The sequence below is a fragment of the Roseateles sp. P5_E1 genome (assembly GCF_054049335.1).
In genome coordinates, this window is the sequence record NZ_JBFUMN010000327.1 from 1 (window position 1) to 590 (window position 590).

The window sequence follows — 590 nt, forward strand, 5'->3', positions numbered from 1 at the left end:
TGTCGGCACCGGGCGCGGGCGCACGGCAGCGCCTGGGCGAGGTGTGGCGGCTGCCGGGAATGCGCGCGGCGCTGCTGACGATGTTCCTGTACATCCTGGCGCACAACGTGCTGTACACCTACATCGAGCCGTTCGCTGCGCTGGCCGGTGCGGCGCCGTGGCTGGACCGCCTGCTGCTGGTGTTCGGCGTAGCCGCGCTGCTGGGCATCTGGATCACCGGGATATGGGTGGACCGCTGGCTGCGCGTGCTGGTGATCGCCAGTACGGTGGCCTTCGTGCTGGCCGCAACGGCGTTCGCGCTGTGGCCGACCTCGTCGTCGGTGCTGGTGCTGGGCACGGTGGTGTGGGGCGTCGCCTTCGGTGGCGTGGCGACCCAGTTCCAGACCGCCGTGGCGCGGCGTGTCGGGGTTGCCGGTGATATCGCGCAGTCGTTCGTGGTGACCGGTTGGAACCTGGCCATCGCCATCGGGGGCGTGGTGGGCGGGGTGATGCTGGAAACCCTGGGCGAACGCTGGCTGCCGGCCGTGCTGTTGACGTTGCTGGCGATGACCCTGGCGGTGGTGCTGCGGCGACCGCGTGCGTGGGCCGCC

At 71.0% G+C, this 590-nt stretch carries 1 pseudogene; it reads left to right on the forward strand.

From position 1 onward, the window contains the following. Positions 1-590, forward strand: a pseudogene (locus ACXJKJ_RS31335) (MFS transporter); the annotation flags it as partial.